Here is a 25,826-nt window from a genome sequence, read left to right as displayed (position 1 = left end):
AGCCAGGAGGTCCCCGATGCCCCGCCCGAGCCTGCAGCTCCGGTCCGGCTGGGCCGCGCTGGTGCCCGTGGTGGCGCTGATGGCCGGGTTGCTGTTCGCCACCTCGGGGCAGACGGCGCAGGGCACCGACCTGCGCGGCGGGGACACCGGCCAGCTGTCCGGGCTGATCCGTGAGCGGGAGGCGGCCAACGCCCGGCAGAGCACCGAGCTGGACCGGCTGCGCACCGAGGTCGAGCGCCTCAACGAGCTCGCCGCCCGGCGCGACGGCGCGGTCGCCGCCGCCCGGGAGGCCGCCGACGCCGGGGCGACGTCCGCCGGGTTCAGTGCGCTCACCGGCCGCGGGGTGGAGATCACCCTGGACGACGCCCCCCGGCGGGCGGACGGCTCGCTGCCGGTGGGCGCCCGCGCCGACGACGTGGTGATCCACCAGTCCGACGTCCAGGCCGTGGTCAACGCGGTGTGGGCGGCGGGCGCCGACGGGGTCGCGGTGATGGGCCGGCGGCTGATCGCCACCAGCGCGGTGCGCTGCGTCGGCAACACGCTGCTGCTGCAGGGCCGCACGTACTCCCCGCCGTTCGTGATCACCGCGATCGGCGACGTGACCGCGATCCGGGCCGAGCTGGCCGACTCCCCGGGCATCGACGTGTTCGAGCAGGCCGTGGAGGACTTCGGGCTCACCTTTCGGGTGAGGGACCGGTCGGACGTGGTCCTGCCCGCCTACGATGGCACGCTCGACCTCGAGTTCGCCACGGCACGCTGATGCCCGGGGCCCGTCCAGGGGGGCAGTCCGTGAGCACCCCGACGACCGGCTCCCCCGCGGGGCAGGACCGCGACCGCCGCCCCGGAGACCTGTGGCGCACCGTGGCCCGCGGCGTCGGGCAGACGCTGGTGACCGCCGGGCTGGTGGTGCTGCTCTTCGTCGTCTATGAGCTGTACGTCACCGACCTGTTCGCCGACCGGCGGCAGGACGCGGTCGCCGACGAGCTGCGTGCCACCTGGGACGGCGCCCCGGAGGACCCCACGGTCGCCGCCGCGCCGGCCGCGCCGCCGGCCCAGGTGCCGCTGGGGCAGGGCGTGGGGTTCCTGCACGTGCCCCGGCTGGGTCCGGACTGGTCCCGGGCGGTCGTCGAGGGCACCGGACCGGAGCAGCTGGAGCAGGGGCCCGGCCACTACGTGGGCACCGCGATGCCCGGCCAGCCCGGCAACGTCGGCATCGCGGGGCACCGGGTGGGCACCGGGTCGCCGTTCCTCGACCTGGACCGGCTGCGCCCCGGCGACCCGGTCGTGCTGGAGACGGCGGACGCCTGGTTCGTCTACCGCGTGCTGGGCGACCCGGCGACCGGCGACCTGCTCGCCGACCCCAGCGGCATCCCCGGGCAGCAGGTCGTCAGCCCCACCGACGTCGACGTCATCTCCCCGACCCCGGACGCCGACCCGGCAGCGCCCGCGACCGGCTCCTACCTGACGCTGACCACCTGCCACCCGAAGTACTCCGCCCGCCAGCGGCTGGTCGTGCACGCGCGGCTGGACGGCGCGCCGGTGGCCAAGGCCGACGCCCCCGGCGGCCCACCCGCCCTGACCGGCGACTGACCGAGACGACGCGGAGCCCCTCGTGTACACCTGGATCTGGCGCCACCTGCCCGGCGGGACGGCCAGCAAGGCGGTCCTCGCGCTGCTGCTCGTCGCCGCGGTCAGCGCGCTGCTGCTGTTCGTGGTCTTCCCCGCGATCGCGCCCCATCTCCCCTACGACGACGTGACGGTGGACCAGTGACAACTCCCCGGCCGCAGGTGCTGGTGGTCGACAACTTCGACAGCTTCGTCTACAACCTCGTGCAGTACCTGGGGCAGCTCGGCGTGGGCTGCCTGGTGCGCCGCAACGACGAGGTCGACGTCGACGAGCTCGCCGACCTGGACGTCGCCGGCGTGCTGCTGTCCCCCGGCCCCGGGACGCCGACCGACGCCGGGGTCACCGTGCCGATGGTGCGGGCCGCCGCCGGCGCGGGCCTGCCGGTGCTCGGGGTGTGCCTGGGCCACCAGGCGATCGCCGAGGCCTTCGGCGGCCGGGTGGTGCGCGCCCCCGAGCTGCTGCACGGCAAGACCAGCTCGGTGGTGCACGAGGGCGCCGGCGTGCTGGCCGGCCTGCCCTCGCCGTTCACCGCCACCCGCTACCACTCGCTGGCGGTGGCCGAGGACAGCGTGCCTGCCGAGCTGGAGGTCACCGGGCGCACGCCGTCCGGCATCGTGATGGCGCTGCGGCACCGCGAGCTGCCGATCGAGGGCGTGCAGTTCCACCCGGAGTCGGTGCTCACCGAGGGCGGCCACCGGATGCTGGCGACCTGGCTCGCCGGCTGCGGCGTCCCGGTCGACCCGGCCGCCGTCCAGGCGGCCGCCGCCACCGTCCGCCGCCTCCAGGTCGCCACCGTCTGACCACAGTCCGACGCCCTCCCCCTGTACCGCAGGCGCAACCCTTCCTGCACAGCAGGACGACGCTCTCTGTACAGAAAGCAGCGAGCCTTTGTGCAGAAGGCGTCGCGCTCTCTGTACAGGGAGCGGGCGTGGGGTGGGTCAGCCGCCGGGGAGGGGGAGGGGGGCGAGGGAGGGGGCGGCCGGCGGGGTCGTCGTGGTCGGTGCCGTCGGCGTGGTCGTGCCGATGGGCCCGGACGTCGGGCCGGTGGTGGGGGCGGACGGTGTCGTCGGCGTCGTGGCGGGCGTGGGGACGGCCACCTGCAGGGTGATCTCCTGGCCGGCGCTCACCTGGGTCTGGGGTGCCGGGTCGGAGCCGACCACGGTGTCCGGCGCCACGTCGTCGCGCTCGACGTCCATCCGCAGGATGTCGCCCTCCTCGAAGCCGGCCTCGATGAGCGCGTTGCGGGCGTCCTGCTCGGTCTGGTTGCGGACGTCGGGCAGCGTGACCGAGCCGGTGGAGACGCCCAGGGTGATCGAGCTGTCCGGCGCCACGGCCGCGTTGAAGGGCGGGTCGACGGACACCACGGTGCCCTCCGGCTCCAGCGAGCTCACCTGGCGGGTGCTCGGCGGGGTGGTGAAGCCCTGCGTCCTCAGGTTGCTGATCGCGTCCTCCTGGCTGAGACCGACGACCTGCGGGATCGTGATGGTGCCCGGCCCGGCCCCGATGACCAGGGCCACGCTGGCGCCCGGGTCGACGGAGGCGCCGCTGGGCGGGTCGGTGCTGAGCACCGTGTTCAGCTGCTCGGCGGTGCTCTCGGCGGACGTCTCGGTGAAGTCCAGGCCCACGGCCTGCAGGGCGGCGACCGCCTCGTCCCGGGTCATGGTCACCAGACCGGCGGGCACGGTCACCGACGTGGTGGGCGGCGGGGCGTCGTCGCCGCTGTTCATGACGACCACGACCGCGACGACGCCGATCAGCACCACCAGCAGGGCCACCACCGCGGCGATGATCCCGCGCCGGCGGCGGGCCGCCGCGGCCTCGTCCTCGTCGTCCCAGTCGCCCTCGCCGTAACCACCGGTGGTGGCGATCAGCGACGTGCGCTCCGCCTCGCCCATCACCGGGGTGGCCTCGACGCGCTGGCCGGCGACGGCGCGCAGCAGGTCGCTGCGCATCTCGGCGGCGCTCTGGTACCGGTTGGCCGGGTTCTTGCTCATCGACTTCAGCAGGATCGCGTCGAGCTCCGGCGGGATCTCCGGGTTGATCGACGACGGCGTCTTCGGGTCCTCCCGCACGTGCTGGTAGGCGACCGCGACGGGGGAGTCGCCGGTGAACGGCGGTGCCCCGGTGACCAGCTCGTACAGCAGGCAGCCGGCGGAGTAGACGTCCGAGCGGGCGTCGACGCCCTCGCCGCGGGCCTGCTCGGGGGAGAGGTACTGCGCGGTGCCGATGACCGCGGCGGTGGAGGTCATGGTCGCGGCGGAGTCCGAGACGGCCCGGGCGATGCCGAAGTCCATCACCTTGACGGTGCCCTGCGGCGTGATCATGACGTTGCCGGGCTTCACGTCGCGGTGCACGATGCCGTTGCGGTGGCTGAAGTCCAGGGCCGCGCAGATGTCGGCGGTCAGGCTCATCGCCCGCTCAGGGGTGAGCCGGCCCTCGGCGCGCAGCACGTCGCGCAGGGTCTCGCCCTCGACGTACTCCATGACGATGTAGGGCGTGGCCCCGTGCGGGGTGCGGTCCTCGCCGGTGTCGTAGACCGCGACGATCGCCGGGTGGTTCAGCGACGCGGAGGCCTGCGCCTCGCGCCGGAAGCGCACCTGGAAGGACGGGTCGCGGGCCAGGTCGCTGCGCAGCACCTTGACGGCCACCTCGCGACCCAGCCGCAGGTCGCGCCCGCGGTGCACCTCTGCCATGCCGCCGCGGCCGAGCACCCCGCCGATCTCATAGCGCTCGCCGAGCACCTGGGGGGTGGTCATCGGAGGTCCTCTCGGGCTGCGCGCAGGGACGGGCGAACGGCCGGCGCCGGTGCCGAGGTGTCCCCCGGTTCCGGCACCGTGCGCCGGCGGGGACGTGGTCGACCCGAGGGGTGACCGCCGGGCAGCGTAACCGCCCGGGTCGGGCACACGTGGGACGCGCGGGTGTGCGCCCGGGGACCGGGCCGCCGCGGAGGTGCCAGTGACCTCACCTGTCCCGCCCTGCCGTCGCGCCACCCTCGTCGTCGCCACCGTCGCCGTCGCCACCGCCCACGCCGTCCGTGGTCGGGGTGGGCGGCGTCGGGGAACCGGTGCCGCCGCCGTTCCCGCCGCTGTTCCCGTTGCCGGGCGCGGTCGTGGTGGTCTGGGTGGACGCACTCGTGGTCGTGGTGGGCGCCGCCGTCGTGGTGGGTGCCGGGGTGCTGGTCGTGGTGGGCGCCGCCGTGGTCGTGGGCACGGCGGTGGTGGTGGGTGCCGTCGGCTCGGTGGTGGTGGCCTCCGGCTCGGTCGTCGGCTCGTCCTCCTCGTCGTCCCGGTCGGTGGTGGTGGGTGCCGACTGCGACGTCGTGGCGGGCGCGGTGCTGGTGCTCACCGAGGTGCTGGGCGCGACGCCGCCGCCGCGCTCGTCGGTGTCGAACAGCTGCGCGGCGGCGACACCGCCGCCGAGCACCAGGACCAGGGCCGCTGCGCCGATGAGCAGCAGGCGACGCCGCCGGGACGGCGGGGCGTCCGGCGACGACGCCGCGGCACCTCGGCCCCCGGCGGCACCTCCGGCGAGCGCGCCCGCGCCCGCGGCACCGCCGAGTGCGGCACCGCGGGGGAAGGTGGTGGTCGGGTCGTTGACCGGTGGGCCGTGCAGCGGCGGCATCTGCCGGCCGCCCTGACCGGTGGACGGTCCGGTGGACGGCCCGGTGCGCGGCCCGGGGGACGCCGGGAACACCCGGGTGCGGTCGTCCGACCCCTGCCCTGCCCCCCGCCCTGCCCCCGGATCCCGCCCGGCGTCGGCGCCCAGCACCTGGGTGCCGGTCGTCGGCGGGGCCAGCCCGCCCCCCGCGGCGACGTGCCGCACCGCGGCGGCGAACGCGGCGCCGTCCGGCCAGCGCGCGGCCGGGTCCTTGGCCAGCGCGCGCTCCACCAGTGCCTGCACCGACGGCGGGACGTCGGCGGGCAGCGGCGGCGGCGGCCGGTTGACCTGGGCGAGGGCGATGGCCACCTGGGAGTCGCCGTCGAAGGGACGGCGGCCCACCAGGCACTCGTAGGTCAGCACCCCGAGGGAGTAGACGTCGGAGGCCGGCGTCACGTCGTAGCCCTGGGCCTGCTCCGGGGAGAGGTACTGGGCGGTGCCCACCACCATGCCGGTGCGGGTCAGCGGTGTGGCGTCCCGGGCGCGGGCGATGCCGAAGTCGGTCAGCTTCACCACGCCGTCCGGGCGGACGATCAGGTTGCCCGGCTTGATGTCGCGGTGCACCACCCCGGCGCGGTGCGCCGCGGACAGCCCGGCGGCGGCCTGCCCGACGACGTCGAGGGTCTCGGCAGGGCTCAGCCGGCCACGCTGGGCCAGCACGGTGACCAGCGGGTCGCCCTCGACGTACTCCATCACCAGGTAGGCCAGCGACTGGCCGTCCGCCTCGGTCTCGCCGTAGTCGTAGACCGAGGCGATGTTCTGGTGGGTGAGGGCCGCGGTGTGCCGGGCCTCGTTGCGGAACCGGGACAGGAAGCTGGGGTCGCCGGTGAACTCGGACTTGAGCACCTTGGCGGCCACGGTGCGCATCAGCACCCGGTCGGTGGCCAGCCACACCTCGCCCATGCCACCGGCCGCGATCGGTGCGGTGATCTCGTACCGGCCGGCCAGCACGCTGCCCACGCGCAGTGCCATCAGTCGCTGCCCTGGGCCTGCAGGTACGCCGACATCACGCGCTGGGCGATCGGGGCGGACACGTCGCCGCCGGTGCCGCCACCGTTGGCCACGAACACGGCGACGGCGATCTGCGGGTCGTCGGCCGGGGCGAACCCGATGAACCAGTTGTGGTCGGGGGTGTCGTTGCCGGTCTGCGCGGTGCCGGTCTTGCCGGCCACCTCGACGCCGTCGATCTGCGCGCGTCGGCCGCTGCCGTTCTCCACGACGCTGACCATCATGTCGGTGAGCTCGTCCGCGGTCTCCGCCGAGATCGGCGAGCCGCTCTCCTCCGGCTCGGTCTGGTCCTCCACCGTGAGGTCCGGGGCCTGGATCTGGTCGACCAGGTAGGGCTTCATCTGGGTGCCGCCGTTGGCCACGGTGGCGGCGATGAGGGCGGCCTGCACCGGCGTCATCCGCACGTTGCGCTGCCCGATGGACGCCTGGCCGAGCGCGGCGTCGCTCTCGATCTCGCCCATCGTGCTGCCGGTGACCTCCAGGGGCAGCTCGGTCGTCTCGTCGGTCATCCCGAACGCCTCGGCCATGTCCCGCACCTTCTCCTCGCCCAGGTCGATGCCGAGCTGGGCGAAGGCCGTGTTGCAGGAGATGGTCAGCGCGTCGATCAGGCTCTGGTCGGCGCCGCCGTTGCAGCTGCTGTTGCCGAAGTTCCTCAGCGGGGTCTCGGTGCCCGGCAGGGTCAGCACGTCGGGGGCGGGCACGGTGGTCTGCGGGGTGTAGCCGTCCTCCAGCGCCGCGGCCGAGACGATGACCTTGAAGATCGAGCCGGGCGGGTAGATCTCGCTGGTCGCCTGGTTCAGCCGCGGGTCCGGGTCCTGGGCGCCGAGCTCGTCGGCGTAGGCCCGGATCGCGTCCGGGTCGTGGCTGGAGAGCAGGGTCGGGTCGTAGCTGGGCGTGCTGCCCAGTGCCAGCACCTTGCCGGTGGACGGCTCCAGGGCGACGACCGCGCCGGTCACGCCGTCCAGGCCCTCCATGCCGGCCTGCTGCGCGGCCGGGTCCAGCGTCAGGACGACGTTGCCGCCGGTGAGGTCGCGGCCGGTGAACAGGTCGGCCAGGCGCCGGCCGAACAGCCGCGGGTCGGAGCCGGTGAGCACGTCGTTCTCGGTGCGCTCCAGCCCGGAGGAGGAGTAGAGCAGCGAGTAGTACCCGGTGACGGCGGCGTACAGCTCGCCCTGCGGGTACTGGCGCAGGTAGGTGAGCGCGTCGTCGGTGCGGGTGGAGACGGCGATCTCGTTGCCGGCCACCACGATGGAGCCGCGCTGCCGGTCGTACTCCTCGGACAGCACGCGGGTGTTGCCCGGGTCGGCGCGCAGGTCGGCGGAGCGCCAGACCTGGATGTAGTTGACGTTGACGATCAGCAGCGTGAACAGCACCAGCACGCTGATGGCCACCCGGCGCAGCGGGGCGTTCACCGCTGCACGATCTCGGTGGGTGCGTCGCCCAGGCGCGGCGGCGCGGGCGCGGGCGGGGCGGCGGGGCGGCGGGCGGCGTCGCTGATCCGGACCAGCACCGCCACGAGGGCGAAGTTGGCCACCAGCGACGAGCCGCCGTAGGCGACGAACGGCGTGGTGAGCCCGGTCAGCGGGAGCAGCCCGGTCACCCCGCCCAGGACGACGAACAGCTGCCAGGCGACGCCGAAGGCGAGCCCCGCGGCCAGCAGCTTGCCGAACCCGTCGCGCACGATCAGCGAGGTGCGCAGCCCGCGCTCGACCAGCAGCAGGTACACCACGATGATCGCGACCAGCCCGAACAGGCCCAGCTCCTCACCGAGGGCGGCGGCGATGAAGTCGGTCTTGGCCACGGGCACCTGGTCCGGCCGCCCACCACCCAGGCCGGCGCCGAACAGCCCGCCGGTGCCCAGGCCGAACAGCGACTGGACCAGCTGGTAGCCGGCGCCGTTGCGGTAGGCGAACGGGTCCAGCCACACGTCGACCCGGGCCTGCACGTGGCCGAACAGGCGGTAGGCCGCGGTGGCGCCGACGGCGAACAGGCCCAGGCCGATCACCAGCCAGCTGACCCGCTCGGTGGCCACGTAGAGCATCACCACGAAGATGCCGAACAGCAGCAGCGAGCTGCCCAGGTCACGCTCGAACACCAGCACCAGGATCGACAGCGCCCAGGCGACCAGCACCGGACCCAGGTCGCGCCCGCGGGGCAGCTCCAGGCCGAGCACGCGCCGGCTGGCCAGCGCCAGCACGTCGCGCTTGTCGACCAGGTAGGCGGCGAAGAAGACGATCATGCAGATCTTGGCGAACTCACCGGGCTGGATGGAGAAGCCGGCCACCCGGATCCAGATCTTGGCGCCGTTGACCTCGGAGATGGAGTCCGGCAGCAGCGCGGGCAGCGCCAGCAGCGCGATGCCGACCAGGGCCAGGGTGTACGCGTAGCGGGACAGCACCCGGTGGTCGCGCACGACCAGCAGCACACCGATGAACAGGGCCAGCCCGACCGTGGCCCACAGCAGCTGGACGGGGGCGTCCTCCCGGCTGGCGGCGCTGCCGATCTGGTCACCGGCGATGTCCAGGCGGTGGATCATGGCCAGGCCGATCCCGGACAGCAGGGCCACGCACGGCAGGATCAGCGGATCGGCGTACGGCGCGATCCTCCGCACCACCAGGTGCGCGACCAGCCAGATCGCGGCGAACCAGGCGCTGAAGGTCGCCAGCTCCGGGCTGAGCGCGTCGGTGACGGTGATGTCGACGATGCACTGCCCGGCGATCGTGATGACGACGGCGAAGCCCAGCAGGGCCAGCTCGGTGTTGCGCCGCTTCGGCGGGGCGTCCACGCCGGGGGCAGCAGCGGCCCGGGGGTCGGTGCCGGGCCCGCGGGCCGGGGGCTGGGCCGGGGACATCAGTCCGCCTCCCGGCAGTCCACTCCGGGCTCCTGGGTACGGGTCGACGTCGTGGTGGTGGGCGCGGCGGCCGTGGTGGTCACCGCGCCGGGGTCGGTCGGCGTCGCGTCGGTACCGGGCGTCGGTGCCGACGTCGTGGTCGTGGGCGTCGTGGGCGCGGTGGTCGCGGTGCTCGGGTCGGCGGGGCAGACCCGCAGGCGCTGCCCGAGCAGGTTGGCCAGGATGCGCTCGGCGTCGTCCCGGTCGGTGGCGGTGATGCCGTTGGTGACCCGGGTGCGCGCCGCCTGGGTGAGGTCGGTGGTCGGCAGGCCGGTGGTGGACTCCAGCCGGAAGAAGTCGAACCCGAGGAACGAGGCCTCCAGACCCTGGAAGACCCCCACCTCCTCGCCCTCGGCCTGCTCGGTCACGCCGACGAACCAGTGGTCCATCACGAACAGGTAGGTGCCCACCGCGGCCGCGCCGAGGGCGATCACCGTGGCCAGCGCGACCAGGGCGGTGCGCAGCGGCCGGCGGCGGCGCGGCGCCGGGGCGTTGGTCATCACCGTCGGCGTGCTCGACGGGCGCGGGTCGGCCAGCGCCGCGCGCCCGGCCGCCGAGCGGGGGTCGACCTCGCGCTGGCCGCGGTTGTCCCCGGCGGCGCCGTCGACGACGGGGTCGACCGGTGAGCTGCCGCGCCCGCCGTCCTCGACGACGTCGGCGACGATGCAGGTGATGTTGTCCGGGCCGCCGCTGCGCAGCGCCAGCTCGATCAGCCGGTCGGCGGTGGCCTGCGGGTCGGGGTCGCGCAGCGCGTCGGCGAGGGTCTCGGTGCTGACCACGCCGGACAGCCCGTCGGAGCAGATCAGGTACCGGTCGCCCAGGCGCGCCTCGCGCATCGACAGGTCCGGCTCGACGTCCTGGCCGTTGAGGGCGCGCAGCAGCAGCGAGCGCTGCGGGTGGCTGTTGGCCTCCTCCTCGGTGATCCGGCCGTCGTCGATCAGCGTCTGCACGAACGTGTCGTCGTGGGTGATCTGGTTCAGCTCGCCGTCGCGCACCAGGTAGGCGCGGGAGTCGCCGACGTGGCACAGCGCCAGCCGGCCGCCGGCGAACAGCACCGCGGTGAGGGTGGTGCCCATGCCCTCCAGCTGCGGGGACTCCCGGATCACCTCGCGCAGGTGCTCGCTGCCGTCGAACACCGCCTCGCGCAGCGCCTGCAGCAGGTCACCGGAGGGGGAGTCGTCGTCCAGGTGCTCCAGGGCGGCGATGACCACCTTGCTGGCGACGTCGCCGGCGGCGTGGCCGCCCATGCCGTCGGCGACGGCGAGCAGCCGGGGGCCGGCGTAGACGGAGTCCTGGTTGCTGCCGCGGATCAGGCCGCGGTCGGAGCGGGCGGCGTACCGGAGGACGAGGCTCATGCGGGCGCCTCGCTGACGGGTGTCTGGGCGGCAGCGGTCCGGGGTGCGGGGACGGCTGCGCGCCGGGGGGTGGGGCCGCTCACGAGCGGAGTTCCAGGACGGTCTGGCCGATCCGGATGGGCTGGCCGGGTGCCACGAGCAGGGGACCCTGCACCCGCTGCTGGTCGAGGTACGTGCCGTTCGTCGATCCGAGGTCCTCCACGTACCACTGGCCTCCGCGGTTGGTCAGCCGGGCGTGCCGGGAACTGGCGAAGTCGTCGGTGAGCACGAGCGTGGAGTCGTCCGCCCGCCCGATCAGGATCGCCTGCTCGCCCAGGTTGATCCGGGTGCCGGTCAGCGGCCCGGCCGTGACGAGCAGGGTACGCAGCCCGCGCTGGCCCTTGCGCTTGGCCGCCGGGGCCGCGCGCGGCGGGACGGCCGCCACCCGGCCGGTGCGGCCGCCGAACAGGTCGGCCCGCACCACCCGGAAGGCGGCGAAGATGAACAGCCACAGCAGGAGCAGGAACCCGAAGCGGAAGACCTGCAGCACGATCTCGGCGGTCACGCGACGTCCGTGGCGAGCGGTGACCGGTGGCCCGGGGTCATGCCCCGTCCTGCCGGTAGACCAGCACCGAGTGGCCGATCCGGATGACGTCGCCGTCGGCCAGCGGCTGCCGGGCGACCCGGCGGCCGTTCACCAGGGTGCCGTTGGTGGAGCCCAGGTCGACCACCGTGGCGGTGCCGCCCTCCAGCTCGATGTCCACGTGCTTGCGGCTGACGCCGGTGTCCGGCAGCCGGATGTCGGCCTCGGTGCCGCGCCCGATCACGTTGCGGCCGGTGGTGAGCTCGTGCCGGGTGCCCGGGCCGTCGACGACCAGCACGTGGGTGACGCCGGGGTGCTGACCGGCGCGGCCGACCACCGGCGGGCGCAGCGCACCGCTCTCCGAGCGCCCGCGCAGCGGGGGCAGCGGCGGGAGTGCGGGTCGGCCGGCCCCCGGACCGCGGACCCCGGACACCGGGGCGGCGTCCGGCCGGGCCGGTGCGGGCGGCCGGGCCGGGTCGGCGACGTGCGAGGAGACCTCGAACACGCCGGTGGGCAGCTCCTCGGCCAGCTCGAGCTGCACCCGGACGTCGTCGAAGGTCTGGAAGCCCTCGGCCTCGATGTGCTCGGTGACCATGTCGGCGAGCTCGGCGGCCAGCTGGTCCGACCACTCGGACAGGTGGTCGTAGTCGACCGTGCCCAGCCGGACGACGTACACGTTGGGCGCCAGGACGCGGCCCTCACCCACCACCGAGCGCTGCTCGGTGGCCTCCCGCTGGAGGGCCTTGGCGATCTCGGCCGGGTGCACCTTGCCCTTGAAGACGCGGGCGAACGCCAGGCCGACCATGCCCTCGAGACGCCGCTCGAAGCGCTGCAGCACACCCACAGTCGCTCCTCCACGCTCGGTCGGCCTCGCAGTGCTCCACCGCCGATCGTAACCGGGAGGGCGCTCCGCGACCGGTCGGCGAGCATCCGACGCCCCGGGCGATCTCCGGTGGGCGCGACCCACCGGACCTCTGCGGCGGGCCCCCGCGCGGGGTGCCGACCGGTGGCTGCTATCGTTGCCGCTCGCCAGGGCAAGTGGCGGAATGGCAGACGCGCACGGTTCAGGTCCGTGTGTCCGAGAGGACGTGGGGGTTCAACTCCCCCCTTGCCCACCGTGAGGCCAGAGCGCCGGACCCCTCGGGGTCCGGCGCTCTGGTCGTCCCTGGGCATGCCCGTCTCCATCGACCAGCGGTCCCGGCACCGACGCGCCGGCCCGGAGACGCGCGTACCGGTACCCTCCACCCTCCACCACCGGCCGGTGCCTGGACCGGTGCACGTTCACCGACGAGGACAGGTCCGTGGGATCACCACTGCACGCACCGCAACCCGCTTGGCCGGCGCGCGCGATGCCGGACGTGCAGGGCCCGGTGTGGCGCTGGGACGTCACCTCGGTGCGGGAGCTCGCCGCCCTCCGGGCCGGGGTCCGGGACTGCCTGGACGTCGACCGGCGGGGCCCCGCGGCGCACTCGCCGTCGGGGGAGCGGCTGCTGCTGGCCGTAGAGGAGCTGACCTCCAACGCGCTGCGGCACGGCGAGCTGCCGGTGCGCACCGCGGTCACCGCGGGCGACGAGGGCTGGCTGCTGTCGGTCACCGATGCCGCCGGCGACCGGCCGCCGGCCGAGGCGGTGGACCGGGACCCGGCGCTGGGCGGGCTGGGGCTCAAGCTCACCGCGACGCTGGCCGGCACCTACGGCTGGGTGACCGACGGCGACCGCAAGCACGTGTGGGCCTACCTGCCGTTCACCCCCGGCGACCTGCCGCCGGACGCCGCGGACGACTGAGCGCCCGCGCGCGGCGGCCAGGCCCCGGTCAGCCGACGGGGGAGCCCTGCCGGTCGGCGGGGGAGTCCGCTGCCGCCTGGCCGGCCGGTGCGCCGTCGTCCAGCGGGCCGCCGTCGTCGGCGGGGACGCCGTCCTCCGGCCACGGGGCCGGCTTGGCCGCCAGGGCCTGCGCGTGCTGGGCCGCCGGGGCGGTGGGCAGGGCCGCCTGCAGCTGCTGCAGCTCGGCGAACAGCAGGGTGTGCACCCGGCGCAGCCGGCGCGCGGCGGCGCGGGCGGCGGCCCGGTTCTGCGTGTCGGCGTAGACCACGCCGGCCACGTACTCGTGCTGGGCCGCGACGGCGTCGTGGTAGGCGACCCCGGCGCTCATCCGCGCCAGCAGGTCGTGGTGCGCGCGGTACATGAAGCCGGCCGGCTCGCGCCCCCCGACCCACTCGCGGTGGGTCTGCAGCTCGTGCACCCGGAACTGGCGCTCGGCCCGCGCGGCGAACGTGGGGCTGCGCAGCTCCCAGGTCACCGGGGCGTCGTCGATGGTGAACGACAGCAGCGCCAGGCCCTGCCGCGCCACCTGCTGCATCCGGGCCAGCGGCAGGGAGACCACCTGCTGGTCGCCACCGCGCGGGGTGCCCACCACGTAGTACAGCGATCGGTCGGTGAGCACGGCGGTGCGCTGCACGTCCTCACCGGGCGGCTCGGAGCCCAGCGGTGCGCAGTCGGTGTGGGTCACCACCGACTCGCCGTCGGCCAGATGGGCGGACAGCTGCACTCGTACTCGGCGCGCGAACCAGGTCACCTCGACCACATCGGGACGCCGGGAGCCCGGCTTGACCACCCCGCCGGGACGCCGGGGCGGTGTCCCCCGATCGGGTGAACGGCGAGAGGCCTCAGCCGGCGGTGCGCGCGCGGTGCCGCAGCCGGCCGCCGTGCCCGCCGGTGAGGGTGCGGGCCAGCAGCGCCGCGCCCCACGGGCCGATCACCCAGCCGGGCCAGAACGGCTGCAGGTCCCGGGTGCCCAGCGACGACATCGCCCAGACGGCCAGCACGATCAGGGCCACGGTCAGCCAGCCGCGCCAGGCGTTCGTCAGCTGCCCGGCGCCACAGCCCGCGACCGCGGCGGGACCCGGCGCCGGGGCGGGCCGGTCGGCCGGTAGGTCGGCGGTGAGCCCGGCCAGCTCGCCCAGGGTGCGGGCGGCGTAGGCCCGGGTCAGCCGCTCGTCGTACTCGGCGACGGTGAGCCGGCCGGCGGCCTGGGAGCGGCCCAGCTCACCGGCCACCCGGGCGCGGTCGGTGTCGGCTGCGCGGAGGTCTGGCTGGGTCATCGGGACTCCCTCGGTCGGTGTGCGACCAGTCTGTCCAGCACCCCGGCCGGGCGGTACTGACGGACGTCACGAGGTGGCCGGTACACCCGTCCCCGCTGCGCGGGCGGACCCCTGCCCGCTGTGGTGAGCTGGTCCGGCCCCCGGCGCTGCCGGGTCGGGCGCACACCCAGGAGGCCTCCCGTGACGTCGTCCCCGTCCGCCAGCCCGTCGTCCCCGGCGTGGCCTGCCGCCGAGCCCACCGAGGTGCAGCTGCGCGCCGGGGACGCCCGGCTGGTGGTGTCCCTGCGCGGCGGGGGGCTGCGCGAGCTCGTCGTCGGCGACTGGGCGGTGCTGGACGGCTACCCGGCGGGGGCCGTGCCGAAGGGCCGGCGCGGCGGCCTGCTGCTGCCCTGGCCCAACCGGCTGCGCGACGGGCGGTGGTCCTGGCAGGGCACCGACCTGCAGCTGGACGTCGCCTCGCCCTCCTCGCCGAACGCGATGCACGGGCTGCTGTCCTGGCAGCCGTTCGCGGTGCTCGCCGCGACCGAGGACGCGGTGACCGTCGGCACCACGGTCGAGCCCCGGCCGGGCTACCCGTTCCGTCTCGCCGTCGCCGTCGACCATGCCCTGAGCGCCACCGGGCTGCGGGTGACGGTGCGGGTGCGCAACCTCGGCGACCAGGACGCGCCCGTCGGCGTGGGCATGCACCCCTACCTGCACGTCGGCGCCGGCCAGGCCACCGACGGCGCGGACGGCGACCTCGGCGAGGCCACGCTGCACGTGCCGGCCCGCACCGCGCTGGACCTCGACGGCGGGCTGCCCGCCGGCGGCCGCAGCCCCTTCGACGGGGACGTCGGGCGGCTCGGCGACCGGGTGCTGGACGACGCGCTCACCGACCTGACGCGGGACGACGACGGCTGGGCGCGGCTGCGGCTGGCCGGCCCCGGGGGCGAGCTGACCCTGGCGGTGGACCAGGCGTGGCCGTGGCTGCAGGTCTTCTCCGCCGACACCCTCCCGGAGGGCCAGCGGCGGCGCAGCCTCGCCGTCGAGCCGATGACCTGCCCGCCCAACGCGCTGGCCGACGGCACCGACCTGGTCGTGCTCGCACCCGGCGACGCGTGGTCGGGCAGCTGGGCGCTGGGGTGGCAGCCCGCCTGAGCCTGCTGTGACGGGTGGGTCACCCGGTTGGACTCACCCGGCCCGGTGGCGCACCGTGGGGCCGTGCGCATCGCGGAGATCTGGCGGTTCCCGGTCAAGTCGCTGCAGGGCGAGCAGGTCGAGGCCGGCGAGCTCGGCGCCCACGGCCTGCACGGTGACCGCGGCTGGGCGCTGTTCGACCTGGACACCGGCTACGGGCTCACCGCCCGCCGGGTGCCCGAGCTGCTGTTCGCCTCGGCCCGGCTCACCCCCGTCGGCGGCGTGGAGATCGAGCTGCCCGACGGCACCGTCACCCGCGACGACGCGGTGCTCTCGGACTGGACCGGCCGCCGGGTGGCGCTGCGCTCCACCGGCCAGCCGACCCGCCGCCGGTTCGAGAACCCGGACGACGCCGAGGACGAGGGTGGCCGCTGGCACGCCTGGGACGGCGCCGGTGGTGCGTTCCACGACAGCGACGACGTGCGGGTGTCGCTGATCAGCACGGCCAGCCTGGGCAGCTGGGACCGCCGTCGGTTCCGCGCCAACGTGGTGCTCGACGGCGCCGGCGAGGACGGGCTGGTCGGCTCCCGGGTCACCCTGGGCGGTGCCGTGCTGGACGTCGTCCGGCAGGTGTCGCGCTGCGTCATGACCACCCGCCCGCAGCCCGGCGGCATCACCCGGGACACCAGCGTGCTGCGCGCGGTGCACCGGGAGCACGGCGGCACGCTGGCCGTGGGCGCGCTGGTGGCCCGGCCCGGCCCGATCGCGGTGGGCGACGCGGTGCTCAGCCCGGCCGGCGCGGAGCTGCACGCCGGTGGCTGAGCGCCGCCGGGGAGACTGGGCGGGTGCGCACCGTCGAGATCCGCCCCGGTGAGGAGTCCATCCGGCTCGGGCAGCTGCTGAAGCTGGTCGACGCCGTCCCGTCCGGAGCGCAGGTGAAGGACGTGCTCACCAGCGGCGACGTGCGGGTCAACGGGGAGCCGGAGGAGCGCCGCGGGCGCCAGCTGCGCCGTGGCGACGTCGTGTCGGTGGCTGGGCTGCCGGACGTCCGCATCGCCTGAGGACGGGCCCTCCTGCCCCCACCCGCGGCCTCGCGACGGGCCCCCGCGGTTCCACGTGGAACCGGCCCGTCTGCGAGGGTGGGCGCCGGACAGGGGAGGTGGCAGGTGGCCGTACGCCGGGTGCTGCGCACGACCGCGGGGGTGGTCGGACCGGACTTCGACGCCGTCCGCGCCGAGTTCGACGTCCCGCTGCGGTTCGGTGACGACGTCGTCGCCGAGGCGGTGCGGGTGGCGGCCGACCCGCCGCTGCCCGAGCACGACCGGACCGACCTCGAGCTGGTCACCCTGGACCCGCTGGGCAGCCGCGACCTGGACCAGGCCGTGCACCTGCAGCGGCGGGCGGGCGGCTACCGGGTCTCCTACGCGATCGCCGACGTGGGCGGCTTCGTCGTCCTCGGCGGGGCGCTGGACGCCGAGGCCCGCCGGCGCGGGCAGACGCTGTACTGCCCCGACGGGCGCACCCCGCTGCACCCGGCGGAGCTGTCGGAGGGCGCGGCCAGCCTGCTGCCCGGCCAGCTCGCCCCGGCCGCGCTGTGGACGATCGACCTGGACGGCGACGGCGAGGTGACCGCGGTCGACCTGCGCCGGGCGCAGGTGCGCAGCCGGGCCCAGCTGGACTACGCCGCGGTGCAGGCCCAGGTCGACGCGGGCGCGCTGGACGGGCCGCTGGCGCTGCTGCCCGAGATCGGCGCCCTGCTGCACGCCCGGGCGCTGGCCCGCGGCGCGATCGAGCTGGGCACGCCGTCCCAGGAGGTGGAGGCCGGGCCGGACGGCTGGCGGGTGGTGTTCCGCGGGCAGGCCGACGTCGAGGACTGGAACGCCCAGGTCTCGCTGCTCACCGGTGGCTGCGCCGCGCGGCTGATGCTGGACGGCGGGGTGGGCGTGCTGCGCACCCTGCCGCCGCCGGCCCCCGCCGACGTGGCCGCCCTGCGCCGGCTCGCCCCCGCCCTGGACGTGGACTGGCCCGAGGGCGCGGCCCCCGGTGCGGTGATCGCCGGGCTGGACCCGGCCCTGCCCCGGCACGCCGCGTTCCTGGACGAGGCCGCGAGCCTGCTGCGCGGTGCGGCGTACACCGCCTTCGACGGCACGCCGCCGGCCGAGCCCGGCCACGGCGGCGTCGGCGGGCCCTACGCGCACGTGACCGCGCCGCTGCGCCGGCTGGTCGACCGGTTCGGCACCGAGGTGTGCCTGGCCCTGGCCGCGGGTGCCGAGCCCGAGCCGGAGCTGCGCGCCACGCTGCCGCTGCTGCCGGCGCTGATGGCCGCCTCCGACCGGCACACCAAGGAGGTCGAGCGCGCCGTGGTCGACGCCACCGAGGCAGCGCTGCTGGCCGGCCGGGTGGGCGAGACGTTCCCCGCGGTGGTGCTCGACGCCGGCGGGGACCGCGCCACGGTGGTGCTGGACGACCTCGCCGTCCGGGCGCGCTGCGACGGTGCCGGCCAGCGCCCCGGCGAGCGGGTCACCGTGCGCCTCACCCAGGCCGACCCGGCCACCCGCGCCGTCCGCTTCGTCCCCGCCTGAGCCCACCCGCCCGGGCGGGGGTCGGGCGTGATCATGGAGCTGGGTGAGCGACACGCCGGCGCGCCGCTCACGCAGCTCCGTGATCGCGGGGGCTGGTCGCCGGGGGCTGCGTAGGGTCGGGGGTGTGCGCACCCCGTACCTGTCGGCTCGGCTCCAGGGCTTCGGGACGACGGTCTTCGCCGAGATGAGCGCGCTCGCCCTCGCCACCGGTGCGGTGAACCTGGGCCAGGGGTTCCCCGACGAACCCGGCCCGGACGAGGTGCTCGACGTCGCGCGGGCCGCGATCGGCACCGGGCTGGACCAGTACCCGCCCGGACCGGGCCTGCCGGTGCTGCGCGAGGCGATCGCCGCGCACCAGTTGCGGTTCCGCGGGCTGACCTACGACCCCGACGCCGAGGTGCTGGTCACCGCGGGCGCCACCGAGGCACTGGCCGGGGCGCTGCTGGGCCTGCTCGACACCGGTGACGAGGTCGTCGTCTTCGAGCCGATGTACGACTCCTACGCCGCGGGCATCGCGATGGCCGGCGCGGTGGCCCGCCCGGTGCCGCTGCGCCCGCCCGCGCCGGGCGGCGGCGGGGTCTGGGAGTTCGACCCGGTGGAGCTGCGCGCCGCCGTCACCGGGCGCACCCGCGTGGTGCTGCTCAACACCCCGCACAACCCCACCGGCAAGGTGTTCTCCCGGGCGGAGCTGCAACTGGTCGCCGACCTGGCCGTCGAGCACGACCTGCTGGTGCTCACCGACGAGGTGTACGAGCACCTGGTGTTCAGCGGGTCCGAGCACGTCTCGATCGCCACGCTGCCGGGCATGCGCGAGCGCACGCTGGTGGTGTCCAGCGGCGGCAAGACGTTCCACACGACCGGCTGGAAGATCGGCTGGGTGTGCGGACCGGCCGCGCTGGTCGCCGCCGTCCGTACGGCGAAGCAGTTCCTCACCTACGTCAACGGCGGGCCGTTCCAGCCGGCGATCGCCGCCGGGCTCGGCCTGCCCGACGCGTACTTCCACCGCGGCGCCGCGGTGCTCGAGCGCCGCCGGGACCTGCTGCTGACCGGGCTCGCGGCGGCCGGGCTGCCGGCGATCGCGCCGCAGGGCACCTACTTCGCCACCGTGGACGTGCGCGGCGTGCAGCCCGACGGCGACGGCTGGGCCTTCTGCCGGGAGCTGCCCGGGCGGGTGGGCGTCGTCGCCGTCCCGACGGTGGTGTTCTACGACCCGTCGCACGCCCACCTGGGCCGGCACCTGGTGCGCTTCGCGTTCTGCAAGCGCGACGAGGTCGTCGCCGACGCCGCGCGCCGCCTGTCCCGCCTGGCCTGATCGCCCCCGCCGTCCTGGGTGCCGCCCCGCACCACGATCGACACGATCAGCCCGCCACAATGGCCATCGTGGCGGGGCGGCCCGCCAGGATCGACACGAACAGCCCGCCATGATGGCCATCTTGGCGGTGGGGGGGCATGGGCAGCGAGGGGGACGGCGTGAGGATCGCGGCGCTGCAGCACGACATCGTCTGGGAGGACCGCGCGGCGAACCTCGAGCGGCTGGCGCCCCGGGTGGCCGCGGCGGTGGGCGCGGGGGCGGGGCTGGTGCTGCTCACCGAGACGTTCTCCACCGGCTTCTCGATGAGCCCGGGGCTGGGGGAGCCGGAGGGCGGTGAGTCGGCCGGTTTCCTCGTCGAGCAGGCGGCCGAGCACGGCGTCTGGGTGGGCGGGACCTGCCCGGAGCTGGCCGGCGACGGCGACCCGCGGCCGTACAACTCCTTCGTGCTGGCCGGGCCGGACGGCACCGTGCACCGCTACCGGAAGCTGCACCCGTTCACCCACGCCGGCGAGCACGAGTACTTCCGGGCCGGCGACCGGCCGGTGACCGTGCAGGTCGGGGAGCTGCGCGTGTCACTGTTCGTCTGCTACGACCTGCGCTTCGCCGACGAGTTCTGGCGGCTGGCCCCGGACACCGACGTGTACCTGGTGCCGGCGAACTGGCCCGCACCCCGGCGGCTGCACTGGCAGGCGCTGCTGCAGGCGCGCGCGATCGAGAACCAGGCGTACGTGGTGGGCTGCAACCGGGTCGGTACGGCCGGCGACGGCACCGAGCACTGCGGCGACAGCCGGATCGTGTCCCCGACGGGCGAGCTGCTCGCGACGGCGGCGGGGGTCGAGACGATGGTGCTGGCCGACGTGTCGGCGGCGGAGGTGGCGGCCACCCGTGAGCGGTTCCGCTTCCTGGCCGACCGGCGCGGCTGACCCCGACACGACCACGACGCGAGGCGCGCGCCGACGGCGTGCGGAGTTGACACGCTGTTCACATGCGGACGGTGTCCGTCCGGGGGGTGGGGGTACCCGAGGGTCATCCCGGACGGCGGTGGCGCCGACCCGCCGTCCGGGGCACGAGGGCCCCGGACGGCGGCACGGCACGTCCGTCAGAACGGCAGGACGATGGAGATCTTGCCCTTCCCGTAGCCGGCGACCGTGGCGTCCAGGTCGATCCGGTTGCCGAGCGACGAGGCGATGCCCAGCACGTCCAGCGGGATGGTCTCGCCCGGCGCGTGCAGGGCGTGCAGCTTGGCGTGCGGTGCACCCGGGGTGTTGAAGATCGAGGACAGCACGTTCACGACCTCGTACAGCGCCTCGACGTGCATCGGGTACAGCTCGCCGTCGGCGACGGCGTCCTGCACGCCGCCGGGGGGCAGCAGCGCCAGGGCGGCGGCGGTCCAGCCCGAGAGGGGCAGGTCCATGACGCACACCGCGAGCACCTTCAGCTGCGGGTCGACGAAGATCGACACCGAGGACTTCTCCCGCGGCGTGGGCATGACCGGCTCGCCGGGGGCGACGGTGACCTCGCGGCCGACCAGGTCGGTCAGCAGGTCGCGGATGTCCTTGGGGGCGGGGAGCAGCGTGGTGCTCATGCCAGGATCCCGTCCAGGGCGTCGGCGAAGCTGTCGGCGTTGAACGGCTTGGCGATGAGGAACAGGGCGCCGGCGTCGGCGGCCTTCTCCCGCATCTCGGCCGAGCCCTCGGAGGTCACGAACCCGAAGGGGACCTGCGAGCCGCTGTTGCGCAGCGCCTGGAGGCACTCGATCCCGGTCATCTCGGGCATGTTCCAGTCCGACAGGACCAGGTCGGGCTTCTCCGAGCCGACCTTGTCGTAGGCGTCGCGACCGTTCTCCGCCTCGACGACGTCGTGGTCGTCGAAGCCGGCCTGCCGGAGCGTCCGGATGACGATCTTCCGCATCACGCTGCTGTCGTCAGCGACCAGGATCTTCACAGCGGCACCTCGTTCCGCTCGGGGTGCACGGGCGCCGCAGCGCCCTGCACGGTGATTGACAGGGGGTGACCGCGCCAGACGGCGTCGACGCGGCAGGTGTCGACCGGGGAGCCGGCCGACGGGGTGGTTCCGACCTCGGGGAGGCCGAGCTTGGACGGGCCGGGGAGCAGGGACTTGACGTTGCCGCCGAGCACGTTGGCGAGCTCGCCGAACGCGTCGGTGACGTCACCGTTCTCCAGCAGCTCCGGCGGGTGGGCCTGGAGCACGAAGCGGGTGAGCTCCTCGGCGGTCGCCGGCGCGCAGGTGAGCACGACGGCGCCGTTCCAGGGGCCGGAGACCGACACCCAGGCGCTCACGGTCTCGGTGGGCAGCTCCGCGGGCAGCGGGACGAGGAACTCGTCCTCGCCGAGCATCGCGACCCAGACCTCGTCGGCGATGCCCTGGACGGTCCCGGCGTCGATCAGTTCGGTGATGGGCGGGGCGGTCATGCGGTCACCTCGGTGGGGAGAAGGCCGAGCAGCGAGAGCTTGTCCCCGATGGCGTCGGCGGTGAACGGTTTGATCAGGTACTCGTGCGCCCCGGCCGCGAGGGCCCGGACGATCTGGCCGTGCTCGCTCTCCGTGGTGACCATCATCAGCGTCACCGAGCGCCAGGCCGGGTTGGAACGGACGGCGGAGACGTACTGCAGGCCGTCCATCACCGGCATGTTCCAGTCGATGCAGGCCAGGTCCGGGACGAAGCCGGCGTGCATGGCGTCGAGCGCCTGCTGGCCGTCACCTGCCTGCTCGACCTCGAACCCGAACCCGGCGAGGATCCCCCCGACGATGCGCCGCATGGCGCGTGAGTCGTCGATCACCAGAGCGCGCACGGTCAGACCCCTTTCAGAGGGCGGTAAGCGGAGCTGCGGCCGACGACGACCCGCTCCCAGGTGTTGTCGATGCCGAGCGTGGTCTCGGCGGCGCCGAGGAACAGCCAGCCATCGGGCCGCATGAGCTGCTTCACCCGGCCGAGGATCGCCTGCTTGGTGGCCAGGTCGAAGTAGATGAGCACGTTGCGCAGGTAGACGACGTCGAACGGGCCCATCCGCGGCAGGGGCGCGGCGAGGTTGCACTCCGAGGCGGTGACCATGCGGCGCAGCTCCGGGGAGATCTCCCACTCGCTGCCGGCGCGCGTGAAGTGCCGCACCAGCATCGGGGCGGGCAGGCCCCGGTTGACCTCGAGCTGGCTGAAGCGCCCGGCGCGGGTGCGCTCGACCATCTCGCGGGAGAGGTCGGTCGCGGTGATCCGCACCCGGGACGACGCGGTGGGCATGGCGTCGCGCAGCAGCATGGCGATCGTGTACGGCTCCTGGCCGCTGGAGGAGGCGGCCGACCAGATCTGGATGGTCTCGTTGGCGCCGCGGGCAGCGGTCAGCTGGGGCAGGACGGTGCTGGTCAGGGCGGTGAACGGATCGCCGTCCCGGAACCACGACGTCTCGTTGGTGGTCAGCGCCTCGACGATGCGGCGGGTGCTGGCCGGGTCCGGGCGCTTGCGCACCGTCTCCACCAGCTCGGACACGCCTGCCAGGCCCAGCTTCTGGGCGATGGGCATCAGGCGCGCCTCGACGAGGTACTCCTTGCCCGGCTGGAGGACGATGGCGCTCTCGCGGTGCACCAGCTGGCGCACGTAGTCGAAGCTGGTCGCTGTCAGCGTCATCGGGCTCCTCCGGTCAGGACGGCGGGACCCGTGGACCGGGACCCGGTGAAGTGGCGCATGATCGCCTCGGCGATGCGGTCGATCGGGAGGACCTGGTCGGCGAAGCCGGCCTGGGTCACCGCACCGGGCATGCCCCAGACCACCGAGGTGGCCTGGTCCTGCGCGATGACCGAGCCTCCGGCCTCCCGGATGAGGCCGGTGCCGATGCGACCGTCGGAGCCCATCCCGGTCAGGACGACGCCGAGCACGGCCCCGTCGAAGGCGGTGACGGCGGAGCGGAAGAGCACGTCCACCGCGGGGCGGCAGAAGTTCTCCGGCGGGCCCTGGTTGAGCTGGGTGGCCTTCTGCCGGCCGTTGGTGCGCACGGTCAGGTGGTGGTCGCCGGGGGCCAGGTGCACGGTGCCCGGCGCGAGCGGGGTGCCGTCGACGGCCTCGACCACGCGGAAGCCGCACAGCCGGTCAAGCCGCTGGGCGAACTGGCGGGTGAACACCGGTGGCATGTGCTGCACGAGCAACACCGGCACGGGCAGGTTCGCGGGCAGCGCCGGCAGCAGCTTGGTCAGCGCCTCGGGGCCTCCGGTGGAGGAGCCGATCACCAGGACGGAGGGGTCCTTGCGGGGACCGGTGCGCGGCTGGGGCTCCCGCGGCGGGCCGGCCATCGGCCGGGGGGGCGCCATGCCGGGGCCGGGGCCCGTCGGGCGGCCGGTGAGCGCCTTGATCTTGGGTACGAGCTGCTCGCGCACGCTCTCCATCGACAGGGCGACGCTGCCGACGTTGGCCGGCTTCGTCACGTAGTCGTTGGCACCGGAGGACAGCGCGTCCAGGGTGGCGGAGGCGCCCCGCTCGGTGAGCGTGCTGAACATGATGATCGGCACCCGGTTGCGGGTGGCGCGGATCGCGCGGACCGTCTCGATGCCGTTCATCTCCGGCATCTCGATGTCCATGGTGACCAGGTCGGGCTTGAGCCCGCCGATCTTCGCCATGGCCAGCCGGCCGTTCGCCGCCGTGCCCACGACCTCGATCATCGGGTCCTGCGACAGCACGTCGGTCACGATCTTGCGGACGACGACGGAGTCGTCGACCACCATCACGCGGATCGGGTTCACGCGGTCCCCCTGGTGCAGCTCTGTCCCGCCAGCGGGCCGTCACACCGAGTATCGGCACCGGCACACTGGGACTTGAGTGGAACGCAGGGGGCACCTGGGACGAATGTGACTCGATCTGCCTGCCAGGAGCATGGGTGCCCAGGCCGCGGAGATCACCGACGTCCGGCCTGGATCACCAACGCTGGTGAGCCCGGCCGTACGGTGATCAGCTCAGCTGATCACCGTCGGGGTGGCCGGGTCAGTTCAGCATGGTCCAGGGGGCCAGGAGCACCGCGAGGGACTGCTCGTCGAGCATGTCGGCCATGGCCAGGCCCTGGACGCAGCCGGACAGCGCGTTCCAGGCGCCCAGGGCGCCGTCGGAGGCGGTGAAGCCGCCGTCCACGAACGCCTGGACGGCGAGCAGCTGGCTCGCGGCCAGGGTGCGGGTGCGGCCCGAGACGTGCGCCGCCCAGGAGGCCTCGTGCATGGCCGTCGCCCAGGGCCGGCGCAGCTCGCGGACCTCGTCGACGGCGACCCGCCAGCGCCCGCGGCCCACGCCGTCCAGCCCGCGGACGGCGGCGAGCAGCTCGTGCACGACCGCCGACGACGGGCCGAGGTCGGCCTCCAGGTCGGGGGCGGTGAGCGGCGCGGCGGAGGTGGCGGCGCGGAAGGGGGCCACGAGGTCGCGGAACACCACGGGGGGAAGGGCGTCGACGGCCCAGAAGGCGAGCGCGGCGTCGGCCAGCACGTCGGCCGCCCGGTCGCGGACGTGCTCCTCGGAGACGGCCATCCCGATGTGGTCGGGGCCGAGCACGTCCTCGCGCAGCAGCCGCTCCAGGGTCGGTGCGTCACCGATCGTGCTGCGCTCGAGCAGGGCGACCAGGGCCTCCTGCCGGTCCACGCCGTCGGTCCCGGTGCCCGGCTCGGCGCCGAAGTCGCCGGTGCGCAGCTGCGGCACGGCGGTGGCGGCGAGCTCGCGGGCCTTGCGGCCGCGGACGGCGGCGGCGGAGCGCTCGGCGGAGGTGCGGGCCGGCCCGGGGTGGTGGGCGGCGAGCGAGTCCAGGGCGGCACCGTCGGCGGCGAGCCCGGTCAGCAGGACGTCGGCGACCTGGCGGCCGGAGGACAGCCGGACGAGGTCGAAGCCGAGCGTGGACGCGCTGACGAGGGAGTACGGCACAGATGCCTCCTGGGGTAGGGCACCCATGTTCCCGGTCCGCGGCGCGACCCGCCAGACGTACATCACTCTGTGGCGGGACACCGATCCGGTGCGTGTTGCGCGCCGCACCGCTCTGGGCGCCCGCTTCGTCACTCTGCGTAGATGTTGGGGAGCTCTGCGGGAGCCGCCCGGGTGGTACGGGTGTGCGGCGGTGCAGGCGTACTGGGCAGGTCCGCCGGCGGGGAAGTGCCGGCGGACCCGCCCGGATCAGGGGGTCAGACGCCGACCGCGCGGTTGACGTCCAGGGCGAGCAGCAGCTGCCCGTCCAGCTTGTAGGCACCGAGGATCAGCTCGCGGGCCTTGCCGTCCAGGGTGTCCGGCGGGGACTCGAAGTCGCGGGCGTTGACGTCGACGACGTCGGCGATCGCGTCGACGAGCAGGCTGACGGCCTCCCCGTGCAGCCGGACGACGATGACCACCGGGTCGGTGCCCTCGGCGCGCGGCGGGCGGCCCAGCAGCTCGCGCAGCTCGATGGCCGTGACCACCTGGCCCCGCAGGTTGATCAGGCCGGCCACCGCGGGCGGGGACAGCGGCACCTGGGTGATGCCCTGGCTGCGGAGCACCTCCTGCACGTGCTCCACCTCCACGCCGTAGAGGTCGTTGTCCAGCCAGAACGTGGCCAGCTGGGCGTTGCCCCCGGCGAGCGTGGGCGTGGTCGTGGTGGTCGCGGTGCTCAT

28 protein-coding genes and 1 tRNA gene are annotated in these 25,826 nt (G+C 74.9%); 12 read left to right on the top strand and 17 right to left on the bottom strand.

Annotated features, from left to right (window positions below; genetic code table 11):
- Positions 1-16 precede the first annotated feature (16 nt).
- The 4 genes from G1H19_RS14765 to G1H19_RS14755 are packed head-to-tail and all read left to right on the top strand — an operon-like array spanning position 17 to position 2,427.
- The gene (locus tag G1H19_RS14765) at positions 17-760 is read left to right on the top strand and encodes a DUF881 domain-containing protein (RefSeq protein WP_152731555.1); all 744 of its coding nucleotides are present in this window, start codon (positions 17-19) and stop codon (positions 758-760) included.
- 29 nt (positions 761-789) lie between these two features.
- Entirely contained in the window at positions 790-1,590 is an 801-nt protein-coding gene (locus G1H19_RS14760) for a class E sortase (protein ID WP_235928263.1), read from the top strand.
- A gap of 22 nt (positions 1,591-1,612) precedes the next feature.
- Complete coding sequence (locus tag G1H19_RS22650) at positions 1,613-1,771, top strand: hypothetical protein (RefSeq protein WP_174278106.1); 159 nt, start codon at positions 1,613-1,615, stop codon at positions 1,769-1,771.
- Complete coding sequence (locus tag G1H19_RS14755) at positions 1,768-2,427, top strand: aminodeoxychorismate/anthranilate synthase component II (protein ID WP_162393378.1); 660 nt, start codon at positions 1,768-1,770, stop codon at positions 2,425-2,427. The genes G1H19_RS22650 and G1H19_RS14755 overlap by 4 nt, the downstream gene beginning before the upstream one ends.
- Before the next feature lie 138 nt (positions 2,428-2,565).
- Here G1H19_RS14755 and pknB read toward each other — a convergent pair whose 3' ends face one another.
- From pknB to G1H19_RS14720, 7 genes are all read right to left on the bottom strand, one after another.
- Positions 2,566-4,383 (bottom strand): Stk1 family PASTA domain-containing Ser/Thr kinase, encoded by a 1,818-nt coding sequence (gene pknB / locus G1H19_RS14750; RefSeq protein WP_152731553.1) that lies wholly within the window; start codon positions 4,381-4,383, stop codon positions 2,566-2,568.
- A gap of 205 nt (positions 4,384-4,588) precedes the next feature.
- Positions 4,589-6,256: a serine/threonine-protein kinase gene (locus G1H19_RS14745; RefSeq protein ID WP_152731552.1), complete on the bottom strand. Its 1,668-nt coding sequence runs from the start codon at positions 6,254-6,256 to the stop codon at positions 4,589-4,591.
- Positions 6,256-7,704: a peptidoglycan D,D-transpeptidase FtsI family protein gene (locus G1H19_RS14740; protein ID WP_162393377.1), complete on the bottom strand. Its 1,449-nt coding sequence runs from the start codon at positions 7,702-7,704 to the stop codon at positions 6,256-6,258. The genes G1H19_RS14745 and G1H19_RS14740 overlap by 1 nt, the downstream gene beginning before the upstream one ends.
- The gene (locus G1H19_RS14735) at positions 7,701-9,143 is read right to left on the bottom strand and encodes an FtsW/RodA/SpoVE family cell cycle protein (protein ID WP_152731551.1); all 1,443 of its coding nucleotides are present in this window, start codon (positions 9,141-9,143) and stop codon (positions 7,701-7,703) included. Before G1H19_RS14735 ends, G1H19_RS14740 begins: the two co-directional genes overlap by 4 nt.
- A complete protein-coding gene (locus G1H19_RS14730) occupies positions 9,143-10,537 on the bottom strand; it encodes a PP2C family protein-serine/threonine phosphatase (RefSeq protein WP_152731550.1) in 1,395 nt (464 codons plus the stop codon). Before G1H19_RS14730 ends, G1H19_RS14735 begins: the two co-directional genes overlap by 1 nt.
- Before the next feature lie 79 nt (positions 10,538-10,616).
- Complete coding sequence (locus tag G1H19_RS14725) at positions 10,617-11,081, bottom strand: FHA domain-containing protein FhaB/FipA (RefSeq protein WP_162393376.1); 465 nt, start codon at positions 11,079-11,081, stop codon at positions 10,617-10,619.
- Positions 11,082-11,118: 37 nt separating this feature from the next.
- Positions 11,119-11,943, bottom strand: a complete 825-nt coding sequence (locus G1H19_RS14720; protein WP_162393375.1) for an FhaA domain-containing protein — start codon at positions 11,941-11,943, stop codon at positions 11,119-11,121.
- Between the two features lie 188 nt (positions 11,944-12,131).
- Here G1H19_RS14720 and G1H19_RS14715 point away from each other — a divergent pair.
- Both G1H19_RS14715 and G1H19_RS14710 read left to right on the top strand, forming a co-directional pair.
- Positions 12,132-12,214 (top strand) — tRNA-Leu (locus G1H19_RS14715).
- Between the two features lie 186 nt (positions 12,215-12,400).
- Positions 12,401-12,883: an ATP-binding protein gene (locus tag G1H19_RS14710; protein WP_235928261.1), complete on the top strand. Its 483-nt coding sequence runs from the start codon at positions 12,401-12,403 to the stop codon at positions 12,881-12,883.
- Between the two features lie 28 nt (positions 12,884-12,911).
- On the opposite strand, the gene G1H19_RS14705 is transcribed toward G1H19_RS14710, so the two are convergent.
- Both G1H19_RS14705 and G1H19_RS14700 read right to left on the bottom strand, forming a co-directional pair.
- Positions 12,912-13,673, bottom strand: coding sequence for a hypothetical protein (locus G1H19_RS14705; RefSeq protein WP_152731549.1), 762 nt, complete (start codon positions 13,671-13,673; stop codon positions 12,912-12,914).
- 91 nt (positions 13,674-13,764) lie between these two features.
- On the bottom strand, positions 13,765-14,199 hold the full coding sequence (locus G1H19_RS14700) for a DUF1707 SHOCT-like domain-containing protein (RefSeq protein WP_152731548.1): 435 nt from the start codon (positions 14,197-14,199) through the stop codon (positions 13,765-13,767).
- A 180-nt stretch (positions 14,200-14,379) separates the two neighbouring features.
- Between G1H19_RS14700 and G1H19_RS14695 the strand changes: the two genes are divergently transcribed.
- From G1H19_RS14695 to G1H19_RS14670, 6 genes are all read left to right on the top strand, one after another.
- Positions 14,380-15,336, top strand: a complete 957-nt coding sequence (locus tag G1H19_RS14695; RefSeq protein ID WP_162393374.1) for an aldose 1-epimerase family protein — start codon at positions 14,380-14,382, stop codon at positions 15,334-15,336.
- A gap of 63 nt (positions 15,337-15,399) precedes the next feature.
- Positions 15,400-16,137 carry an MOSC domain-containing protein gene (locus tag G1H19_RS14690; RefSeq protein ID WP_162393373.1) on the top strand — a complete coding sequence of 246 codons (738 nt, stop codon included), beginning with the start codon at positions 15,400-15,402 and terminating at the stop codon, positions 16,135-16,137.
- 23 nt (positions 16,138-16,160) lie between these two features.
- On the top strand, positions 16,161-16,376 hold the full coding sequence (locus tag G1H19_RS14685) for an RNA-binding S4 domain-containing protein (protein ID WP_162393372.1): 216 nt from the start codon (positions 16,161-16,163) through the stop codon (positions 16,374-16,376).
- Between the two features lie 105 nt (positions 16,377-16,481).
- The gene (locus G1H19_RS14680) at positions 16,482-17,897 is read left to right on the top strand and encodes an RNB domain-containing ribonuclease (protein WP_202925993.1); all 1,416 of its coding nucleotides are present in this window, start codon (positions 16,482-16,484) and stop codon (positions 17,895-17,897) included.
- A gap of 124 nt (positions 17,898-18,021) precedes the next feature.
- Positions 18,022-19,209 carry a pyridoxal phosphate-dependent aminotransferase gene (locus G1H19_RS14675; protein ID WP_162393371.1) on the top strand — a complete coding sequence of 396 codons (1,188 nt, stop codon included), beginning with the start codon at positions 18,022-18,024 and terminating at the stop codon, positions 19,207-19,209.
- Positions 19,210-19,346: 137 nt separating this feature from the next.
- Positions 19,347-20,132, top strand: a complete 786-nt coding sequence (locus G1H19_RS14670) for a nitrilase-related carbon-nitrogen hydrolase (protein WP_152731544.1) — start codon at positions 19,347-19,349, stop codon at positions 20,130-20,132.
- 176 nt (positions 20,133-20,308) lie between these two features.
- Here the strand turns inward: G1H19_RS14670 and G1H19_RS14665 are convergent, their stop codons facing one another.
- The 8 genes from G1H19_RS14665 to G1H19_RS14630 all read right to left on the bottom strand — a co-directional run bounded on the left by G1H19_RS14665 (position 20,309) and on the right by G1H19_RS14630 (position 25,826).
- The gene (locus tag G1H19_RS14665; protein WP_152731543.1) at positions 20,309-20,794 is read right to left on the bottom strand and encodes a hypothetical protein; all 486 of its coding nucleotides are present in this window, start codon (positions 20,792-20,794) and stop codon (positions 20,309-20,311) included.
- Positions 20,791-21,153 (bottom strand): response regulator, encoded by a 363-nt coding sequence (locus tag G1H19_RS14660; protein WP_162393370.1) that lies wholly within the window; start codon positions 21,151-21,153, stop codon positions 20,791-20,793. Before G1H19_RS14660 ends, G1H19_RS14665 begins: the two co-directional genes overlap by 4 nt.
- Positions 21,150-21,641 (bottom strand): chemotaxis protein CheX, encoded by a 492-nt coding sequence (locus tag G1H19_RS14655; RefSeq protein ID WP_152731542.1) that lies wholly within the window; start codon positions 21,639-21,641, stop codon positions 21,150-21,152. Before G1H19_RS14655 ends, G1H19_RS14660 begins: the two co-directional genes overlap by 4 nt.
- A complete protein-coding gene (locus tag G1H19_RS14650) occupies positions 21,638-22,021 on the bottom strand; it encodes a response regulator (protein ID WP_162393369.1) in 384 nt (127 codons plus the stop codon). Before G1H19_RS14650 ends, G1H19_RS14655 begins: the two co-directional genes overlap by 4 nt.
- 2 nt (positions 22,022-22,023) lie before the next feature.
- The gene (locus tag G1H19_RS14645) at positions 22,024-22,848 is read right to left on the bottom strand and encodes a CheR family methyltransferase (RefSeq protein WP_152731541.1); all 825 of its coding nucleotides are present in this window, start codon (positions 22,846-22,848) and stop codon (positions 22,024-22,026) included.
- Entirely contained in the window at positions 22,845-23,954 is a 1,110-nt protein-coding gene (locus tag G1H19_RS14640; RefSeq protein WP_162393368.1) for a protein-glutamate methylesterase/protein-glutamine glutaminase, read from the bottom strand. The genes G1H19_RS14645 and G1H19_RS14640 overlap by 4 nt, the downstream gene beginning before the upstream one ends.
- Positions 23,955-24,192: 238 nt before the next feature.
- Positions 24,193-25,110, bottom strand: coding sequence for a hypothetical protein (locus G1H19_RS14635; RefSeq protein ID WP_162393367.1), 918 nt, complete (start codon positions 25,108-25,110; stop codon positions 24,193-24,195).
- A 254-nt stretch (positions 25,111-25,364) separates the two neighbouring features.
- Positions 25,365-25,826 carry a chemotaxis protein CheW gene (locus tag G1H19_RS14630; RefSeq protein ID WP_152731539.1) on the bottom strand — a complete coding sequence of 154 codons (462 nt, stop codon included), beginning with the start codon at positions 25,824-25,826 and terminating at the stop codon, positions 25,365-25,367.

Origin of the sequence: Goekera deserti (assembly GCF_010685995.1) — a bacterium.
Taxonomy (GTDB): domain Bacteria; phylum Actinomycetota; class Actinomycetes; order Mycobacteriales; family Geodermatophilaceae; genus Goekera; species Goekera deserti.
This window is presented reverse-complemented; position numbering and strand designations above follow the sequence as displayed.

What these genes read in the sequence shown, in the direction of transcription:
- G1H19_RS14765 (WP_152731555.1), top strand. Translation starts at nt 17, where the DNA reads ATGCCCCGCCCGAGCCTGCAGCTCCGGTCCGGCTGGGCCGCGCTGGTG.
- pknB (WP_152731553.1), bottom strand. Translation starts at nt 4,383, where the DNA reads ATGACCACCCCCCAGGTGCTCGGCGAGCGCTATGAGATCGGCGGGGTG.
- G1H19_RS14745 (WP_152731552.1), bottom strand. Translation starts at nt 6,256, where the DNA reads ATGGCACTGCGCGTGGGCAGCGTGCTGGCCGGCCGGTACGAGATCACC.
- G1H19_RS14735 (WP_152731551.1), bottom strand. Translation starts at nt 9,143, where the DNA reads ATGTCCCCGGCCCAGCCCCCGGCCCGCGGGCCCGGCACCGACCCCCGG.
- G1H19_RS14730 (WP_152731550.1), bottom strand. Translation starts at nt 10,537, where the DNA reads ATGAGCCTCGTCCTCCGGTACGCCGCCCGCTCCGACCGCGGCCTGATC.
- G1H19_RS14700 (WP_152731548.1), bottom strand. Translation starts at nt 14,199, where the DNA reads ATGACCCAGCCAGACCTCCGCGCAGCCGACACCGACCGCGCCCGGGTG.
- G1H19_RS14670 (WP_152731544.1), top strand. Translation starts at nt 19,347, where the DNA reads ATGGGCAGCGAGGGGGACGGCGTGAGGATCGCGGCGCTGCAGCACGAC.
- G1H19_RS14665 (WP_152731543.1), bottom strand. Translation starts at nt 20,794, where the DNA reads ATGAGCACCACGCTGCTCCCCGCCCCCAAGGACATCCGCGACCTGCTG.
- G1H19_RS14655 (WP_152731542.1), bottom strand. Translation starts at nt 21,641, where the DNA reads ATGACCGCCCCGCCCATCACCGAACTGATCGACGCCGGGACCGTCCAG.
- G1H19_RS14645 (WP_152731541.1), bottom strand. Translation starts at nt 22,848, where the DNA reads ATGACGCTGACAGCGACCAGCTTCGACTACGTGCGCCAGCTGGTGCAC.
- G1H19_RS14630 (WP_152731539.1), bottom strand. Translation starts at nt 25,826, where the DNA reads ATGAGCACCGCGACCACCACGACCACGCCCACGCTCGCCGGGGGCAAC.